The 16,036-nt window shown below is 72.5% G+C and carries 17 protein-coding genes and 1 pseudogene; 4 read left to right on the top strand and 14 right to left on the bottom strand.

Translation table 11 applies throughout. The features are described from left to right. Positions 1 to 4: 4 nt before the first annotated feature. The 11 genes and pseudogenes from GH723_RS17285 to GH723_RS19085 form a co-directional block, all read right to left on the bottom strand. Positions 5 to 640: an HPP family protein gene (locus tag GH723_RS17285; protein ID WP_153760812.1), complete on the bottom strand. Its 636-nt coding sequence runs from the start codon at positions 638 to 640 to the stop codon at positions 5 to 7. Further along, on the bottom strand, positions 637 to 870 hold the full coding sequence (locus GH723_RS17280; protein WP_153760811.1) for a DUF6755 family protein: 234 nt from the start codon (positions 868 to 870) through the stop codon (positions 637 to 639). Before GH723_RS17280 ends, GH723_RS17285 begins: the two co-directional genes overlap by 4 nt. Beyond that, positions 867 to 1,394, bottom strand: a complete 528-nt coding sequence (locus tag GH723_RS17275; protein WP_153760810.1) for a QcrA and Rieske domain-containing protein — start codon at positions 1,392 to 1,394, stop codon at positions 867 to 869. The genes GH723_RS17280 and GH723_RS17275 overlap by 4 nt, the downstream gene beginning before the upstream one ends. Continuing rightward, positions 1,391 to 1,990, bottom strand: coding sequence for a 4Fe-4S dicluster domain-containing protein (locus GH723_RS17270; RefSeq protein ID WP_153761274.1), 600 nt, complete (start codon positions 1,988 to 1,990; stop codon positions 1,391 to 1,393). Before GH723_RS17270 ends, GH723_RS17275 begins: the two co-directional genes overlap by 4 nt. A gap of 74 nt (positions 1,991 to 2,064) precedes the next feature. Then, a complete protein-coding gene (locus GH723_RS17265; protein WP_153760809.1) occupies positions 2,065 to 4,284 on the bottom strand; it encodes a molybdopterin oxidoreductase family protein in 2,220 nt (739 codons plus the stop codon). Beyond that, positions 4,284 to 5,321, bottom strand: a complete 1,038-nt coding sequence (locus tag GH723_RS17260; RefSeq protein WP_153760808.1) for an MFS transporter — start codon at positions 5,319 to 5,321, stop codon at positions 4,284 to 4,286. The genes GH723_RS17265 and GH723_RS17260 overlap by 1 nt, the downstream gene beginning before the upstream one ends. Before the next feature lie 94 nt (positions 5,322 to 5,415). Next, positions 5,416 to 5,847 carry a VOC family protein gene (locus GH723_RS17255; RefSeq protein WP_153760807.1) on the bottom strand — a complete coding sequence of 144 codons (432 nt, stop codon included), beginning with the start codon at positions 5,845 to 5,847 and terminating at the stop codon, positions 5,416 to 5,418. A gap of 42 nt (positions 5,848 to 5,889) precedes the next feature. Further along, positions 5,890 to 6,318: a helix-turn-helix domain-containing protein gene (locus GH723_RS17250; RefSeq protein ID WP_267471323.1), complete on the bottom strand. Its 429-nt coding sequence runs from the start codon at positions 6,316 to 6,318 to the stop codon at positions 5,890 to 5,892. Between the two features lie 41 nt (positions 6,319 to 6,359). Continuing rightward, positions 6,360 to 7,607, bottom strand: a complete 1,248-nt coding sequence (locus tag GH723_RS17245) for a hypothetical protein (RefSeq protein WP_153760806.1) — start codon at positions 7,605 to 7,607, stop codon at positions 6,360 to 6,362. 175 nt (positions 7,608 to 7,782) lie between these two features. Further along, positions 7,783 to 8,691 (bottom strand): NAD(P)-dependent oxidoreductase, encoded by a 909-nt coding sequence (locus GH723_RS17240; protein ID WP_153760805.1) that lies wholly within the window; start codon positions 8,689 to 8,691, stop codon positions 7,783 to 7,785. A gap of 43 nt (positions 8,692 to 8,734) precedes the next feature. Next, positions 8,735 to 8,968, bottom strand: a pseudogene (locus GH723_RS19085) (NADPH-dependent FMN reductase); the annotation flags it as partial. A 90-nt stretch (positions 8,969 to 9,058) separates the two neighbouring features. On the opposite strand from GH723_RS19085, the gene GH723_RS17230 reads away from it, so the two are divergent. The 3 genes from GH723_RS17230 (at position 9,059) to GH723_RS18575 (ending at position 10,810) form a co-directional block, all read left to right on the top strand. Then, entirely contained in the window at positions 9,059 to 10,000 is a 942-nt protein-coding gene (locus GH723_RS17230) for a ribokinase (RefSeq protein WP_153760803.1), read from the top strand. A 49-nt stretch (positions 10,001 to 10,049) separates the two neighbouring features. Continuing rightward, positions 10,050 to 10,403, top strand: a complete 354-nt coding sequence (locus GH723_RS17225; protein WP_153760802.1) for a VOC family protein — start codon at positions 10,050 to 10,052, stop codon at positions 10,401 to 10,403. Between the two features lie 122 nt (positions 10,404 to 10,525). Beyond that, on the top strand, positions 10,526 to 10,810 hold the full coding sequence (locus GH723_RS18575; RefSeq protein WP_195210395.1) for an ASCH domain-containing protein: 285 nt from the start codon (positions 10,526 to 10,528) through the stop codon (positions 10,808 to 10,810). A gap of 23 nt (positions 10,811 to 10,833) precedes the next feature. On the opposite strand, the gene GH723_RS17215 is transcribed toward GH723_RS18575, so the two are convergent. From GH723_RS17215 to GH723_RS17205, 3 genes are all read right to left on the bottom strand, one after another. After that, positions 10,834 to 11,412, bottom strand: coding sequence for a dihydrofolate reductase family protein (locus tag GH723_RS17215; protein WP_229022906.1), 579 nt, complete (start codon positions 11,410 to 11,412; stop codon positions 10,834 to 10,836). A gap of 76 nt (positions 11,413 to 11,488) precedes the next feature. After that, a complete protein-coding gene (locus tag GH723_RS17210; RefSeq protein WP_153760799.1) occupies positions 11,489 to 12,166 on the bottom strand; it encodes a response regulator in 678 nt (225 codons plus the stop codon). Beyond that, positions 12,163 to 13,314, bottom strand: coding sequence for a sensor histidine kinase (locus tag GH723_RS17205; RefSeq protein ID WP_153760798.1), 1,152 nt, complete (start codon positions 13,312 to 13,314; stop codon positions 12,163 to 12,165). Before GH723_RS17205 ends, GH723_RS17210 begins: the two co-directional genes overlap by 4 nt. A gap of 132 nt (positions 13,315 to 13,446) precedes the next feature. Here GH723_RS17205 and GH723_RS17200 point away from each other — a divergent pair, with 132 nt between their 5' ends. Further along, positions 13,447 to 15,900: an MMPL family transporter gene (locus GH723_RS17200; protein ID WP_195210394.1), complete on the top strand. Its 2,454-nt coding sequence runs from the start codon at positions 13,447 to 13,449 to the stop codon at positions 15,898 to 15,900. Positions 15,901 to 16,036 lie beyond the last annotated feature (136 nt).

Genomic DNA, 16,036 nt, shown 5'->3' with positions numbered 1-16,036 from the left:
TCGCTCAGGCCGGAGCCGGGCTCCAGGCGGGGTAGCGGATGCCGGCCAGCCGGTTGATGACGAAGCCCTGGAGGACGAGCAGGAGCACCGCCACCATCAGCACGGCGAGCTGCGACGGTTCGCGCAGGATGCCGAGCGAGACGATGAGCGTCGTGGCCCCCGCCGGCGGGTGCGGCACCTTGGCCCACACCATCGCCCCGCTGGTGAGCCCGAGCGACAGCGCCGCCGCACCGACGCGCCCGCCGGTCACCTCGGTGGCGAGCGCTGGCGCGGCGTCGGTGAGCCCGAACACGACGAGCGACAGGTAGCCGGCGGCGGCGCCGATGGCGTGGCCGACGATCGTGTTGCGGGGGGACGAGGCCGGCAGCATCGGCGTGTAGAAGAGCAGGAACGCCGTCGGCCCGAGCGAGGGGAACACGAACGGCTCGCCGGTGGCGAGGGCGACCGCGGCCATGGCGCCGATGGCGATGATGCCGTTCACGAACGCGAACAGGCCCATCACGGTGGTGGAGTCGTGGCGGGCGTTGAGGGCGTCGAGGCGGAAGCGACCGGCGAGGCCGAAGACGATGGCGGCCATGTCGCCGCCGATCGGGCCCGGCTGCTCGGGGCGACGCCCCGAGGGGACGTCGCGCTCGGTCATCGCAGGTACCGGTAGAACGCCGCGCTGCCCGCGGCGAGCAGGACGGAGAACCCGGCGGTGACCCACGCCAGGGCGTCGTCGTCGGCGTGGAAGGCGTCGAGCCCCACGGTGAGGAGGAAGACCTGGAGGCTGAGGAGCACGACGACGAACACCCCGATGGCGACCGGAACCTCCCGCTGGGTGTGCCGCCGCCGGGGGCCGGTGCGGTGCGGGGGGAGCGGCGCGGTCATGCGTGGCCCGCCTCGCCGAGGTTGCGCACGGCCCACACGACGCCGTCGCGCACCTCGATCTCGATCTGGCCGAGCGGTCGCTGGGGCGGACCGGAGATGACCTCGCCCGTGGTGGCCTCGAAGAACCCCTCGTGGCACGGGCACTCCAGCTCGACCGCCTCGGGCTCGTAGTAGACGACGCAGCCGAGGTGGGTGCACTTCTGGCTGAACGCCCGCAGCTCGCCGCCGGGCAGGTGGAGGAGGATCGCGGGGTCGGCGCTCGTCGGGAACTCGAAGATGTGCGCCGAGTTCTCGGGCAGCTGGTCGAGGGCCACGATCGGGCGGGGCTCCCCGGGGGCGACCTCCCGCATCGACGACCAGATCGCGACGCCGACGTTGCCGAGGGCAAACCCGCCCGACGCCAGCACCAGGTAGCGCACGAACTCGCGGCGGGTGACCTCGTCCTCGCCGGCGGCGGTGACGGGGAAGTCCTGCCGCCAGACGGGGTCGGCCGGCGGGTCGGTGTCGGTCTCGCGGTAGCTCACGACCGTGCCTCCGAGGGCTCGAGGCCGAACGGGTCGTCCAGCCAGTGCGCGGTGGTCGGCGTGCCGGTGACGTCGACCGCGCCGGGTTCGGCGGCGACGGTGTGCACCTTGGTGGTGACCTGCTGGTTGCCGAACCACCAGTCGTTCACGAGCGTGCCGGTGCGGGTGGCCTCGAAGCGCTCCCGGGTGCCGAACCACAGCGCCTGGCTCGGGCACACTGAGGCGCACATGGGGGCGAGTCCGACCGACGTGCGGTCGTAGCACATGTCGCACTTCATCATCTGGTCCAGCGCCGACATGTACTTGGGCACGCCGAAGGGGCAGCCGTAGACGCAGTTGGAGCAGCCGATGCAGCGGGGCTTGAGCGAGGACTGCACGACGCCGTCCTCGTTCTGCTTGATGGCATCGGCCGGGCACACCTCGGCGCAGGTCGGGTCCTCGCAGTGCATGCACACCATCGGTGCCGTCTGGGTGGTGGCGGCCCGGTCGATCACGTCGAGGTGGATGAGGGACGTGCCGCGGTGGGTGCCGCACTCGCCGCACGCCTGCACGCACGCCTCGCAGCCGATGCAGCGGCTCTGGTCGATGACGAAGATGTTGTCGCCGAACGCCGCCGCGGCCGGGTGCGGGGCGGGGTGGCGTCGGGGTCCGATGCTGACCGGGACGGTGGTCACTGGAGGTCCATCTCCCGCTGGTCGACGACGTGCTGGCTCGGTCCGACGCGCTCCAGGCGCACGGCGGAGACCTTGTACTCGGGGATCTTCGACACCGGGTCGAGCGCCCGGTTGGTCAGCTGGTTGGCGGCCTGCCGGCCCGCCCAGTGGTACGGGATGAACACGGTGTCGGGCCGGATCGTGGACACGACCTTGGCCGGCACCTCCATCGCGCCCCGGCGGGAGGTGACACGCACGAGGTCGCCGTCGGCGATGCCGTGCTGCTCGGCCAGTCGGGGGTGGATCTCGCACAGGGGCTCGGGGTACTGGGCGACCAGCGGCCCGATGCGCCGGGTCTGGGTGCCGGAGAGGTACTGGCTGACGACCCGCCCGGTCGTGAGCCACACGGGGTACTCGTCGTCGACGACCTCGGCCGACTCGCGGAACGCCACGCCGTGGAAGCGGGCCTTGCCGTCGGGGTGGGCGAAGACGCCGCCCTCGTAGAGGCGCTTGGTGCCGGGGTGGTCCTCGGTGGGGCAGGGCCAGAACACGCCGAGCTCCTCCTCGACGCGCTCCCAGGTGATGCCGCCGTAGTCGGCGGTGCCGCCGCTCGACGCGACGCGCAGCTCCTCGAACATGTCCTTCGCGCTCGTGTACGGGAAGTAGTGCCCCTTGCCGAGCCGCTGGGCGATGTCGAGCAGGATCTCCCAGTCGAGGCGGGCCTCGCCCGGCGGGACCTTCGACGGGTTGAGCTTGATGACCCGTCCCTCGACGTTGGTCGAGGTGCCCTCGTCCTCCTCGTGGAGCGAACCGGGGAGCACGACGTCGGCGTGGAACGCGGTCTCGGAGAGGAAGAAGTCGATGACCCCGTAGAACTCGAGCTTGTCGAGCGCCTCCTTGGTGAAGGTGGTGTCCGGCAGGGACACGACGGGGTTGAAGCAGATCGACAGCAGGCCCTTGATCTCACCCCGGTGGATCGCCTCGACGATCTCCTCGGCGGTGAGGCCCTTGCCGGGGATCTCGTCGACGTCGCAGCCCCAGACCGAGGCGATGTACTCGCGGTGCTCGGGGTTGGTGATGTCGCGGTTGCCGGGCAGCTGGTCGCACTTGTGCCCGTGCTCCCGACCGCCCTGGCCGTTGCCCTGGCCGGTGATGGTCGACACGCCGCACCCCGGCTTGCCGTACTTGCCGGTGGCGAGGCCGAGGTTGATGCACGACAGGACGTTCTCGACGCCCTTCGTGTGGTGCTCGATGCCGCGGGCGTGCAGCAGCATGCCGGTGGCCGAGGTGCCCCACAGCTCGGCGGCCTGCTCGATGCGGGCGGCGGGCACCCCGGTGATCGACTCACCCCACGCCGGGGTGTACTCGCGCACCGCAGCGGCGGCCTCCTCGAAGCCGAGGGTGTGCTGCTCGATGAAGTCGTGGTCGAGCCAGTCGCGCTCGATGAGGACGTGGAGGATGCTGCCCATGAGCGCGGAGTCGGTGCCCGGTCGCAGTCCGAGGAACACGTCGGCGGTGCGGGCCAGGGGCGTCACGCGCGGGTCGGCGACGATGAGCTTGGCGCCGCGGTCGCGGGCCCGCCACACGTAGCTGGTGGTGATCGGGGCGCACTCGGCCACGTTGGCGCCGGCGATGAAGACCACGTCGGCGAGCGGGATGTCGCTCCACGGGTTGGGGGCCCGGTCCATGCCGAGCGCCTTCTTGTTGGCGGCGCCCGCGGACACCATGCAGAGCCGGCCGTTGTAGTCGAGGTTCGCGGTGCCGAGGGCGAGGCGGGCGAACTTGCCGACGAGGTACGACTTCTCGTTGTCGAGCGAGACGCCGGAGAGCATGGCGACGGCGTCGGGGCCGTGCTCGGCCTGGATGCGCTGGATCTCGGCGACGGTGCGGTCGAGGGCGTGCTCCCACGACACCTGGCGGAAGCCGTCGGGGTGCTGGTCGTCGCGCTCGAGCGGGTGGAGCAGGCGGTCGGGGTGGGCGTTCTGGAGGTACCGCTTGACGCCCTTCGGGCAGAGCTTCCCCTCGTTGAACGGGAACTCGTACCAGGGCTCGAAGCCGACGACCTCGTCGTCCTTGACCTTGAGGATGATCCCGCACTGCTGGCCGCAGAAGCAGCAGTGCGTCTTCACCTCCCGGTCCGGTTCGATGCCGGCGTTCCAGCCGCCCGGGGGTTGCACGTTGAGGTGGGGCCCGTAGCGGTCGACGAGCTCCTCTTCGGTGAGGGGTGGTCGTGCCATCAGCCGAAACCTCCGACTCGCTGGGACTGCGCCAGGGCGACCGACGCCCGGCGGCAGCGGGGACATGTCTCCTGGTAGTGAGCGTCGTCGCCGATGCGGTAGTCGAACCCGACCTGGGGGAGCACGACCTTGAGGTCGTCGACCTGCATCTTCGAGGCCCACGGTTCGCCGCAGCGCCGGCACGTCTGCTGCTCGCCCTCTGCGCCGGCCTGCTTGTAGTAGGCGACGCCGACGTTGGCCGGCCGCTGGAAGATGTGGAAGAACTTGCCGAACGGGATGTACGCCAGGCCGAGGATGACGGTGAGGGCGTGGATCGTGTTGAGGAAGATGTAGAAGCGCCCCTCCATCCAGAGGTTGGACGCGGTGAGGGCGAGGCCGGTGACCGACACGGCGAAGAGGCCGGCGAGGGCGAGGAAGTCGTTCGACCGCTCGACGGCCAGGGCGCCCGGGTCGCGCAGGCGGCGGGAGAGGAAGATGAACACGCCGCCGAGGACGAGCACGGCGGAGATGTTGAGCAGGTGGAAGGTGATCCAGCCGAACAGGCTGCGGCTGTCGAAGCTGAACGTCTCGATGCCGGCGACGACCGCCTGGTACTGCCGGCCGTTCTGCCCCACCGACTGGAAGTGGAGCAGCCCGAGCACGAGCGGGAACGTGACGAGCGCGGCGAGGATGCAGCCCCAGAAGACGAGCTGGTGGGCGAGCCAGCGGGCGGTCGATCGGCTGCGGATGAACGTCTGGAGCAGCAGCTGGGAGACGATCAGGCCCGGCAGCGTGAGCAGGTTCCGGCCCGGTCGTCGGGTGCGGAACACCTGCCAGCCCCGCTTGTTGAGCATCGCGGTCGGCGGGCGGCGCAGCCACACGAGGTAGCGGTACACCACGCCGAACACCATGAGCAGCGTGCCGAACAGGTAGCCGACGAGTGCGGCATCGAACCACCGCAGGTTGCCGCTGCCGACGATGGCGATGGCCAGGGTGACCACGACGGCCAGGACGCCCCATGCCGCCGCCCGACGGTCGATCGTCGCGAGTTGGCCCATGTGGTCGTCTCCGGGTCGGCGTCCAGGTGACGCCTCTCTTACTAGTCGCTGCGCCGACGCCCTGTCGTGTCGACGGCTCCGCGCCGCCGGGACGTCAGCCGCGGTCGAGCGAGAACTCGAGCACCTGGGTGAGACGGACGTTGTTGCCGAACGGGTCGCGGAACGACGTGTCGATCCCGTAGGGCTGAGGGGTGGGTGGGTCGTTGAACACCACGCCGCGCGCGGACAGCTCGTCGTAGGCCGCCTGGCAGTCGTCGGTCTCGAGGAAGAGCGTGCCGCCGGCGCCCTTGGCGACGATCTCGGAGAGCTGGGCGCTGGTCGTGGCGTCGAGCATCGGCTCCTGGGGGACGGGCATCAGCACCAGGCCGACGTCGTCCTGGCCGGGCGGGCCGACCACGAGCCAGCGGAAGTCCCACTCCGGGATGCTGACGTCGGCGCGCACCTCCCAGCCGAGCGTGCGGGTGTACCAGTCGAGGGCCTGGTCCTGGTCGTGGACCCAGAACTGGGCGTTGGCGATCCTGATCATCGGAGCCTCCGGTCGATCGTCGTGCGGTGGACGCTCGTGACGCTACGGACGGGTCGCCGGCGCGGCTTCTCGAAACGTGCGGTTCTGCGGCCGGCCGTACGCCCGCGCCACGCAGGCGGGGATGCGCAGGTGGCGGCGGGCCGGCGGGAAGCTGGCCCGGTAGGCGGTCGGCGTGAGGCCGTGCACCCGGCGGAAGCTCGTGGTGAACGACCCGACGCTGGTCAGGCCCACCATGAAGCAGATGTCGGTCACCGTGCGGTCGGTGTCGCGCAGGAGAGCCGCCGCCCGCTCCAGGCGTCGGGTCAGCAGGTAGCGGTGGGGCGGCTCGCCGAACGCCTGCCGGAACTCCCGGCTGAAGTGCGCAAGCGAGAGGCCGGCGACGGCGGCCATGTCGCGCACCGTCAACGGCTCGGCGTAGCGCCGGTCGGCCAGATCCCTGGCCCGAAGGAGGTGTCGTGCCGGCGGTATCACGTCGGCAAGTCCAGCACGCGTGCGACCGGGTCGCGCCCGCCTCAGCCGTCGATGTAGAGGAAGGGCAGGTCGCCCATCTGGATGAGTGCGTCGGCGAAGGTGTGGGCGTCCTCGCCGGTGAGGCGCAGCTCGACCTCGACGATGTGGCCGGCCAGCGAGACCTCGACGACGTCCCAGCGGTCCTCGGAGGGGATCCGGGTGATGTGGCTCACGCCGCTGTGGAAGAAGTCCGCGATGGTCGGGACCTGGCGCTCGGCCGCGGCGGGGTCGAGGAAGTGGTAGGCGACGTGCACCGCCGGTTCCCCGTCGACGGCCGACCAGCCGATGCCGACGACGTCGAAGGGCTCGCGGATCGCCTGCATCTCGGCCACCTTCCACAGGTCGGCGAGCATGGTGCTCGACGCGTCCGTCGGGCCGTCGATGGCCACGAGCACCGCCGAGATCACGTCGTGGCGATCCAGGGCATCGGCGACCCTGGCCCAGGCGTCGAGCTCGGCGATCGGTGTGACGTCGTCGGCGGCCCAGCGCGCTGCGAGGTCGCGGTCGAGCGCCATGGCGAGCATGTTCCGCTCGAGCACGAGGTGGCGTGGACGGCCGAGCGGCCGGGCCGGGGTGCGGTTGCCGACGTCGGTCGTGAAGTCCTCGCCGTCGCCGGCGGTGAACACGCCGTCATCCGCCTCCGTCAGGTTGGAGTCCGTCAGGTCCGCTCCGCCGATGTCGCCGACGACGACGGTGATCGCATCGGACGGGCCGGAGGCCGTCACGTAGGCGTCGAGCTCGGCGACGGTCCAGCCCAGGTCGGCGCGGATGTCCGCGTACCGCTGCTCGGCGTCGGGTGAGGTGTCGGTGACGGCGAGCTCGGGGACGCCGGCGAGGTGGACGTGCACGGGAGCGGCCTCGCCGGTCTGGCCGCTGATGAGTCGAGCCGCCTCGCGGATGCTGTCGGCGTCGTGGTCGCTCGGCGCGTCGACACCGGGGAGGTCGAGCACGCTCGCCACGTCGGCGGTGTGCACCAGCTCGAAGTCGAGGTCGCTCGGCACCGCTCGCAGGGCGCCGAGGACGGTGTAGTCGGTGCCGGCGACCAGGTCGCCGCCGGTCGCACCGTCAGGGGCGGGCCCCTCGTCGTCCTCGGGTGGCGCGGCCTCGCCCGCCGTGGTGGTCGTCGCCGGCCCGGACGCGTCGTCCGCGGCCGTCGCTGCCGTGTCGTCGCCACTGCACGCCGCCGCCGTGAGCGCCAGCACGAGCGCCATGGCTCCCCACCCGGCCCGCGCCTCCACCCGTCGTTCCACCCGCTCGTCTCCCCCGCTCGTGATGGGCGGATCGTAGGCGGCCGCTCGCCGCTCGCCTGCGGAGGCTCTGTGCAGCGTGGGGCACGGGGGGTGTTCCCGTTCCTTCACAGACCGCTGGGTAGGGGCTGGGTGCTGGTTCATTGAACCCCTGAGCGCGAGCAGGGGGTGTCGGCGTTCAACGTTCCGGGGTCGCAGCCACCGCCAGCAGCTCGAAGAGGCCGGAGAACCCCTCGTCGCCGTGACCGTCCGCGATGCGGCGGTCCATCAGCTCGCGGACCTCTCGCATGCGCACCGACTCCACCCCGATCGCGTCGCGGTGGGCGATGAGGTCTGGCATCAGAGCGGCCTGCACGTCGAGCGGCCCGAGGTCCGGCGGGTACGTGCCGGTCTCGACCGCGTGCGCCATGGTCGGCAGCAACCCGGCGAGCTGCCCGACCGTTTCGGCCAGGCGCTCGGCGAAGCCGACGGTGTCGGCGCCCTCGGCCCGCACCAGCGCCACGGTGTGGAGGAAGCCGATCAGCAGCTCGTAGCAGGCCGCGACCTGGGCCATGAACTCGACGGCAGCGGCGCCGGCGTCCTCGCCGTGGTACGTGACCGTGCCCAGCTCCCGCAGGAGCTGCTCGTGGGCCTCGAAGGCCCGGCGCGATCCGCTGACGGGGAGGGTCACGGGCCCGGACCCGATGTCGGGCGGGTCGCTCATGATCTTGCCGTCGAGGTGCTCGGCGCCCTGGTCCTCGGCCCATCGGGCCACGGCGCGTGCGTGGTCGGGGCCGCCGCTGGTCAGGTCGACGATCACCTTGCCGGCGACCGCTCCCACGAGCGAGTCGAGCACGGCGTCGACGGCGGCGGTGTCGAGCAGGCAGATGACGGTGATCGGGCTGGCGGCGACGGCGTCGGCCGGGTTCGCCGCGGCGGTGGCTCCGGCGGCGACGAGCGGGGCGGTCTTGCTCGACGTGCGGTTCCACACGGTGGTGCGGTAGCCGCGCTCGACGAAGGCGGCGGCGATGGCCGAGCCCATGGCGCCGAGTCCGAGCACGGTGACGGCGTCGGTGGCGCGAGGAGAGGTGTCGGTCGTGGCCGTCATCGGGGTCGTCCTCCTGGGGTGAGGGGTGAGCGGGTCGGGTCGCTCACGCGGCGTACGGGGTGGTGGTGCGGGCCCGGCGGAGGGCGGTGGCCCACCAGGCGAGCTCGTCGAGGACGATCGCGGCGGCGGGTTCGGCGCCGATCGGTCCGGGCTGGTCGAACAGGCCCCAGGGTTCGTGGAGGCTGACCACGTCGCGGATCGTCGTGGCGTGCAGCTCGGCGAAGACGAGGCGCAGCTGCTCGACGGCGCGCAGTCCCCCGGATCGGCCGCCGTAGCTGACGACTTGAGGTCAAGGACGACATGCGTCACAACCGATCGCCGAGCAGGCGAGGGTTGAGCGCGTCGCCGTCGTGGGAGCCGAGGGTGGGTGTCCCTCGTGATCTCGCTCGGCAGCGTGAACGCCGACTTCACCGTCGCCTCACCGACGAACCCGGCCGGCCCGGGCACCATCCTGGCGTCGGATCTGGTGCGGCGGTCCGGCGGCAAGGCGGCCAACGTGGCGGTGCTCGCCCGCCGGCTCGGAGCGGACGCGGTCCTGCTCGGCTGCGTCGGCGACGACGACCTGGCGGTCCAGGCGCTCGCCGGGCCCCGGGCCGAGGGCGTCGACCTCTCCTCGGTGCGCCGCCGGCCCGGCCCGACCGGCTACGCCAGCATCGCCGTGCCGCCGGACGGGGCGAAGACGATCATGCTCGCACCCGGGGCGAACGACGCGTGGGGGGATGAGGCGGACGCCGTCGCCGCGGAGGTCGGGGCGGCGCCGGCCGGGAGCGTCCTCGTGGTCGATCTCGAGGTGCCGGGCGAGGTGGTCGACGCCGCGCTGCGGGCCGCTCGCGAGCGCGGCGTGACCACTGTGGTCGACCCGGCCCCTCCGGCGCGGCTCGCCGACCCCCTCCTGCCGTCGATCGACCACCTCACCCCGGACCACCACGAGGCCGGCGAGCTGACCGGCGAGGACACGTCGTCGGTTGAGGGTGCGCAGCGGGCGGCGGCGCAGCTGCGACGGCGGGGCGTCCACACGGCGCACGTGAAGCTGGCGTCGGGAGGATGCGTCACGGCCACGCCAGACGGATGCTGGCTGGTGGAGGCGCCGGAGGTGGAGGCCGTCGACGCCACTGGTGCGGGCGACGCGTTCGCCGGCGGGCTGGCGTGGGGGCTGCTGGAGGGGCGGTCGACGATCGACGCCGCCGTGCTCGCGGTGGCGGCGTCGACGATCGCGGTGACCGAGCACGGGTCGCAGGAGGCGTACCCCGACCGGTCCGCGCTCCTCGCCATGGCCGAGCGGGTGGTGGTGCGCGACCTCGACGGCTGACCGACGACGTCGTCCGTCGTCGGGACGGTCGCTGCGGCAGACTGCGCGCATGGCGCGGCTCGCCCACCTGAACCTCACGGTCGCTGACGTCGAGGCGTCGATGCGGTTCTACGCCGAGCACCTCGGGTTCGACCGCGTGCTCGCGCGCTACGACGACGGCACGGTGTTCGTGACCGACCACGAGGGGTTCGAGCTGGCGTTCCACCAGGGGCCGAGCGCCGCCGACGTCGGGTGGCACTTCGGCTTCACCGTCGCAGCCCCGGAGGAGGTCGAGTGGATCGGCGCCCGGTTGGAGGCGGTGGGGGTGCCCCTCGTCGATCGGCACGAGCTGCCGGAGTACACCGGCTTCAAGTGCCAGGACCCCGACGGGTACTGGATCGAGGTGTACTGCGAGCCACGCTGACCGACTCAGGCGGACGTGCGCTCGCGGAGGATCGACGCGGTGACGAGGGCGAGTGGTGCCAGGCGTCGGCGGCGTCGGGAAGCGATGACCTGTCAGGTCATCGATCGGGACACACTGGTGGCGTGCAGTTCAGCGCCGAGCTCCGGGACCGGGTGGCGGACGGGTCGATCACGGTCTCGTACCGGCTGTGGAGCCGTCGCCAGGTGAAGGTCGGCGGCCGCTACTCAGTGGCCGGCGTGACGATCGTCGTGGACGACGTCGAGCTGGTGCCGCTCTCGTCGGTCACCGACGAGGACCTGGCGCAGACCGGCGAGGCCGACCTCGAGTCGCTGCGCCGTCGCGCCGCCCACGCCGGCCCGATCGACGACGACACCCTGCTCCACCGCATCGAGTTCCACGTCGAGTAGCCGGACCCGCCCTTCGGTCGTGATCAGCGGCGCACGGGGTAGCGCAGGTGCAGCGCCCGGACGCCGGGCACGACGATCGGGTCGTCGAGCATCACGTGGTCGCCGACCAGCTCGCCGAAGTAGCGGAGGCCGCTCCCGAACAGCACGGGGATCTGGCTGATGCACAGCTCGTCGACGAGGCCCAGGTTCAGCGCCTGCTGGATGATGTCGGCGCTGGCGATGGTGACGTCCCGGTCGCCGGCGATCTCCTTCGCCGTGGCGATGCCCTCCTGGACGCTGCCGGTGAAGGTCGTGCGGGGGAGGGGCCCGGCGGCGTCGTCGGGCGGGGGCCGGTGTGTGACGACCACGACCGGCGCGCCGACGGGGTGCTCGTCACCCCATCCGTCGGTGATGTCGAACAGGCGGCGGCCGGCGACGAGCGCGCCGCAGCCGGACGTGAGCTCTCGCAGCACGGCGGCGCTGTCGGCGTCGACCTGGAACGTCATGTCCGGACGTGCGCTCGGCACCTCGACGTCGCCAACCCAGTACCAATCGAACAGCTCGCCCGGGTCGTCGTCGGGTCCGGCGACGAACCCGTCGAGCGACATGCACATGTGCGTCATCACCTTGGCCATGCACGTGGGGACGGCCCGGCCGGCGCCGACTCATCGGCCGGCGCCAGCTCGCCGGTGGGGCGGCTCAGGTGTCGGACGGTCGGGCCGGCACCCGGTCGGTCTCGTAGGCCCACATGGCGAGCTCGACCCGGTTGCGAGCCCCGAGCTTGTTCATGAGGCTCGCGAGGTGGGTCTTCACGGTGCTGAGGCTGATCGAGAGGTCGTCGGCGATCTCGGCGTTGGTGCGGCCCCGGGCGACGGTGACGAGCACCTCCTCCTCGCGCTCGGTGAGGGGGTCGATCGGCTCGACCGCGGGCGACCTGGCTGAGGAGCCGATGTCGGAGAACGCCGCCAGCAGACGGGCGGTCACGCTCGGGGCGATGAGCGCATCGCCGTTCGCCGCCGAGCGCACCGCCTGGGCGAGCAGCTCGGGCCCGGCGTCCTTCAGCAGGAACCCGCGCGCCCCGGCCTTGAGCGCGCCGTGCACGTACTCGTCCATGTCGAAGGTCGTGATGACGACGACGGCGAGCGGGTCGTCGACGTCGGGGCCTGCGAGCTGACGGGTGACCTCGATGCCGTCGTGCTCGGGCATCCGGATGTCGACGAGGCAGACGTCGGGCCGGAGGCGGCGGGCGAGCTCGATCGCGGTGCGCCCGTCGGCCGCGTCGGCCACGACCTCGATGTCGGGTTGGGCGTCGAGGATCATCCGCAGGCCGGTGCGGACGATGTCCTGGTCGTCGGCGATCAGCACCCGGATGGTCATGTCGTGACCGCCCGGCGGGGGATCGTGGCGGCGACCGTCCAGCCGCCGTCGGGGCGGGGACCGGCGTCGAAGGTGCCGCCGAGGAGCTTGGCCCGCTCGGCCATGCCGACGAGCCCGAAGCCCGACGTGGCACCGCCCGACGCGCCGCCGCCCTGGCCGTCGTCGTCGACCGTGAGCCGCACGTGCTCGGCGTCGCCGTCGACCCGCACCTGCACCATCGATGCCCGTCGGGCGTGGCGCAGGGCGTTGGTGACCGCCTCCTGCGCCAGGCGGAAGCAGGCGGCGTCGACCGCGGGCCGCAGCCCGCCGAGGTCCTCGGCGATCGTGACCGTCACCCGGGGCCCGTGACCCTCGCCGGGCTGTGCGAGCCGGGCCAGGTCGCGCACGCCCTGCTGCGGTCTGAGGACGGCCTGGTCGCCGCCGCGCAGCGCGCCGACCATCGAGCGCATCTCCTCGAGGGCGCGGGTCGCCTCCTCTTCGATCACTGACAGCGCGTCGACGGCGGCCTCGGGTCGAGCGGTCGCCACGACCCGCCCGGCCTGGGCGCGCACGGCGATGGCGGACACGTGGTGGGCGACGGTGTCGTGCAGCTCGCGGGCCAGCTCCTCCCGCTCGCGGGAACGCAGTCCGGCGATCTCCTCGGCGCGCAGCTCCCCGGCGTAGCGGACGGCGAAGCCGATGGCGCACGCGAGCAGCAGGACGATCGTCCCCCCGACGACGTCGCCGGCGGGCTGGCCGTCGACCGCGGTCAGCACCAGCGGGACCGCCATGACGAGGAGGCCGATGCCGACCTCCCGCCCCGCCGCCCAGCGCGTCAGGGCGTAGGGCAGGACGAGCATGACCGCGGCGGAGTTGAGGCCCTCCCACTCCACGTCGAGCACGAGCGCCACGACGTCGATGGCGCTCATCGTCCCGAAGGCGGCCACGAGCACGACCAGCGGGTGCACCCGGCGCCACGGCAGCAGGCACGCCACGCCCACGGTCGCGACGAGCGAGATGCCGCTCCAGACCAGGTCCTCGCGAGCGAACGTCTCGATCGTCGCCGCCACCACGACCACGGCGACGAGCAGCCAGTCGCGCCGTGCCGGTCCGGGCGGGTCGGCCGCCCGTGGCTCCGCCCAGTAGGGACGGCCCTTGTCGAGTGTCACGCCGAGAGCGTACGGAACGCGGGCCTCGGGCGGATCGGCCGAAAGGACGACCCGCGGCCCGGCCGATCAGCCGGTGCGGATGTGGCCGGACGCCCGATGTGCGGTCGGGGGCGGATCCGGAGGATGGGAGCCATGCCGACCTCCCCGCTCGATCGCCGTCCCGTCCCACCCGCATCGGCCGCAGAGGCTGGCGGCGGTGCGTCGCCGGCGCCCCACCGCTCGCTGACCGGACGCCTCGGCGGCTGGTGCGTCGACCACCGTCGGGCTGCCGTCGGGCTGTGGGCCGCGGTCCTCGTCATCGTCGTCGCGGCCGCCGGCATCGTGGGCCCTGCGTTCGGCAGCGGCTCGATGGTGCCGGACTCCGACAGCGAGGCCGGCTTCGCGGTGCTCGAGGAGCACTTCCCCGAGCTCGGGACCGGCGGTCAGTCCGGGATGATCGTGTTCCGCGCCGACCAGGGCGTCGAGGACCCCGCCGTGGTGGCGGCGATGGAGGACCTCTTCGCCGCCGTCGACGCCGGCTTCCCCGACGAGTCCGGCGAGGCGAGAGCCCCGGGAGCGACGGTCGTCTCGCCCTACGCGGAGCGGGGTGCGGGCCAGATCGCCACCACCGGGCCGCTGGCCGACCGGCTGGCATTCGCCACGGTCAACTTCTCGGCCGACGTGGACGACACCGAGTCGGCCCGGATCGGCGAGCTGATCGCCGAGGAGGCGCCGTCGGTCGACGGGCTCGAGGTGCTGGCGGGCGGGCAGTACCTGGCGTCGATCGAGCCGCCGGAGTCGGAGCTGATCGGCATCGCCTTCGCCGTCGTGGTGCTCATCGTGGCGTTCGGGTCCGTGCTGGCGATGGGCCTGCCCATCGCCGTCGCGCTCGGCGGGGTGGGCATCGGCCTCGCCTCGGTCGTCCTGCTCACGCGGGTGGCGACGGTGCCGGAGGACACGATGCTGCTCGGGATGATGGTCGGTCTGGGCGTGGGCATCGACTACGCGCTGTTCATCGTCACCCGCCACCGTGAGGCGGTCCACGCCGGTGTGCCGCCGAGGGACGCCGTCGTGCTCGCCATGGACACCGCGGGGCGGGCGGTCGTGTTCGCCGGCCTGACGGTCGTCGTGTCGATGCTCGGTCTGCTGCTCGTGGGCATCGGGATGCTGTCGGGGATGGGGCTCGGGGTCTCGGCCACCGTGCTCGCCACCATGTTCACGTCGATGACGCTCCTGCCGGCACTGCTGGCGATGGCCGGTCCGCGGCTCGAGGTCACCCGGTGGCGTGGGCTGATCGCCGCCGGCGCGACGGCGGTCGCCATCCTCGGTGTGGGCATCGGCGTCACGCTCCTTGCGATCGGCGGTGCGGTCGTCGCCGTGGTCGCGCTCCTGTCGAGCCGTGTCGTGCCGGCGCTGCGCGCCGAGGTGCCGCACCGGGTGGCGCCGCCGGTGGAGGCGACGCTGCCGCATCGGTGGAGCCGGACGATCCAGCGCCGGCCCCTCGCCTGGGGCGCGGCGGCCGCCGTCGTCCTGCTCGTCCTGGCCGCCCCGGTGCTCGGCCTGCGCATGGGCTGGACCGACGAGGGCAACTTCCCCGAGGGGTCCGACACCCGCCGGGCCTACGACCTGCTGGCCGAGGGCTTCGGCGACGGGTTCAACGGGCCGTTCGTCGTCACCGCCACCGCCACTCCCGGGACGCCGTCCGGGGCCATCGACGAGCTGCACGCGGTGCTCGCCGCGAGCCCGGGCGTCGCCGCCGTCACGCCGCCGGTCGCCGACGGCCCGTCCGATCCCGCGGCGTACCTCATGACGCTCATCCCGGACTCGGCCCCGCAGGACGCGGCGACCACCGACCTCGTCCGCACCCTGCGCGACGATGTCGTGCCCGCGGCCGCGGCAGCGGGGCTCGACGTCCACGTCACCGGCAGCGCCGCCACCAACATCGACGTCACCGACTACCTGGGCGAGCGGATGCCGTTGTTCTTCGCCGCGGTGCTCGGCGTGTCGTTCCTGGTGCTCCTGGCGGTGTTCCGGTCGGTGCTCGTGCCGCTGAAGGCGGTGGTGATGAACGTGCTGTCGATCGCCGCCGCCTACGGCGTGGTGGTCGCGATCTTCCAGTGGGGATGGGGCGGCGAGCTCCTCGGCATCGAGGCCGGGCCGATCAACCCGTTCATCCCGCTCATGCTCTTCGCCATCGTGTTCGGGCTGTCGATGGACTACGAGGTGTTCATGCTCTCCCGCATCCGGGAGGAGTACGACCGCACCGGCGACGCGTCGACCTCGGTGGCCGACGGTCTGGCATCGACCGCTCGGGTCATCACCGCGGCCGCCGCCATCATGGTCGTGGTCTTCGGGTCGTTCGTGTTCGAGGACATCCGCGAGATCAAGGTGTTCGGGCTGGGCCTGGCCGTGGCCGTGTTCCTCGACGCCACCCTCGTCCGCATGGTCCTCGTGCCGGCGACGATGGCGCTGCTCGGCGACCGCAACTGGTGGATGCCGCGGGTCCTCGACCGACTGGTCCCCCGCCTCACCATCGAACCCGCGGTCGCGGCCGAGCCTGTCGATCTCGATCGCGCCGCCGAGCTCGAGCCCGTCGCGGGACGTTGAACAGAGTGTGGCGATGATCCGGGCGGGGCGGCCAGGTCCCCTGACCCACCCTCACCCTGAGCGGCCTGCACGTGGTTGTGCTCGTTGCGTGGTGCTCGATGACGTGTGCCCTGTTCGGGGTTGCACGGTGAGCACG

The organism is Actinomarinicola tropica (genome assembly GCF_009650215.1).
In the GTDB taxonomy this organism is placed as follows: Bacteria; Actinomycetota; Acidimicrobiia; order Acidimicrobiales; family SKKL01; genus Actinomarinicola; species Actinomarinicola tropica.
Note: the sequence above shows the minus strand (reverse complement) of the source record. Positions and strands in the feature narration are given on the sequence as shown.

Bases quoted from the DNA above. Each gene is read 5' to 3' on its own strand.
- GH723_RS17210 (WP_153760799.1), bottom strand. From the start codon at position 12,166: ATGACCATCCGGGTGCTGATCGCCGACGACCAGGACATCGTCCGCACC.
- GH723_RS17240 (WP_153760805.1), bottom strand. From the start codon at position 8,691: ATGACGGCCACGACCGACACCTCTCCTCGCGCCACCGACGCCGTCACC.
- GH723_RS17215 (WP_229022906.1), bottom strand. From the start codon at position 11,412: ATGACGCACATGTGCATGTCGCTCGACGGGTTCGTCGCCGGACCCGAC.
- GH723_RS17285 (WP_153760812.1), bottom strand. From the start codon at position 640: ATGACCGAGCGCGACGTCCCCTCGGGGCGTCGCCCCGAGCAGCCGGGC.
- GH723_RS17265 (WP_153760809.1), bottom strand. From the start codon at position 4,284: ATGGCACGACCACCCCTCACCGAAGAGGAGCTCGTCGACCGCTACGGG.
- GH723_RS17260 (WP_153760808.1), bottom strand. From the start codon at position 5,321: ATGGGCCAACTCGCGACGATCGACCGTCGGGCGGCGGCATGGGGCGTC.
- GH723_RS17280 (WP_153760811.1), bottom strand. From the start codon at position 870: ATGACCGCGCCGCTCCCCCCGCACCGCACCGGCCCCCGGCGGCGGCAC.
- GH723_RS17225 (WP_153760802.1), top strand. From the start codon at position 10,050: ATGGCGCGGCTCGCCCACCTGAACCTCACGGTCGCTGACGTCGAGGCG.
- GH723_RS17255 (WP_153760807.1), bottom strand. From the start codon at position 5,847: ATGATCAGGATCGCCAACGCCCAGTTCTGGGTCCACGACCAGGACCAG.
- GH723_RS17200 (WP_195210394.1), top strand. From the start codon at position 13,447: ATGCCGACCTCCCCGCTCGATCGCCGTCCCGTCCCACCCGCATCGGCC.